Origin of the sequence: Streptomyces millisiae (assembly GCF_031845425.1) — a bacterium.
GTDB classification, from domain to species: Bacteria; Actinomycetota; Actinomycetes; order Streptomycetales; family Streptomycetaceae; genus Streptomyces; species Streptomyces millisiae.
Window position 1 is genome coordinate 1 of sequence record NZ_JAVREM010000236.1, and the last position, 480, is coordinate 480.

General features: G+C 67.5%; 1 protein-coding gene. It reads left to right on the forward strand.

Annotation, left to right across the window (positions count from 1 at the left end):
* Nucleotides 1-480 (forward strand): CoA transferase (locus RNC47_RS36425; protein ID WP_311605155.1); only part of this gene is annotated, 480 nt, incomplete at both ends.

Sequence of the window (480 nt, forward strand, 5' to 3'; positions counted from 1 at the left end):
GGCTATGACATGACCGCGTTCTGGTGCCGGGCCGGCACCGCCGCGACGATCACGCCGGCCGGGATGGAGGGCATGATCGCCCCACCCGGGCCTGCCTACGGCGACACCATCTCGGGCACCAACCTGGCCGGCGGCATCGCCGCGGCCTTGTTCAAGCGGGAGCGCACCGGTGAGCCGTCGGTAGTGGACGTATCGCTCCTGGGCAGCGGCCTGTGGTCGATGGGACACACCGTGGCGCTCACCCAGCACTTGAACCAACTGATGGTGACACCGCCACCTGGCGTGCACGGGTCGCCGATCAACCCGCTCGTCGGGTTGTACGGCACCGCGGACGACCGTTACATCTCGTTCGTGATGATGCAGCCGACCAAGTTCTGGGCCGACGTCTGCCGGCACATGGACCTGGAGGGCTACATCGACGACCCGAGGTTCGCGACTGCCGAATCGTTCGCCGAGCACACACCGGAAGCGGTCGAGGTC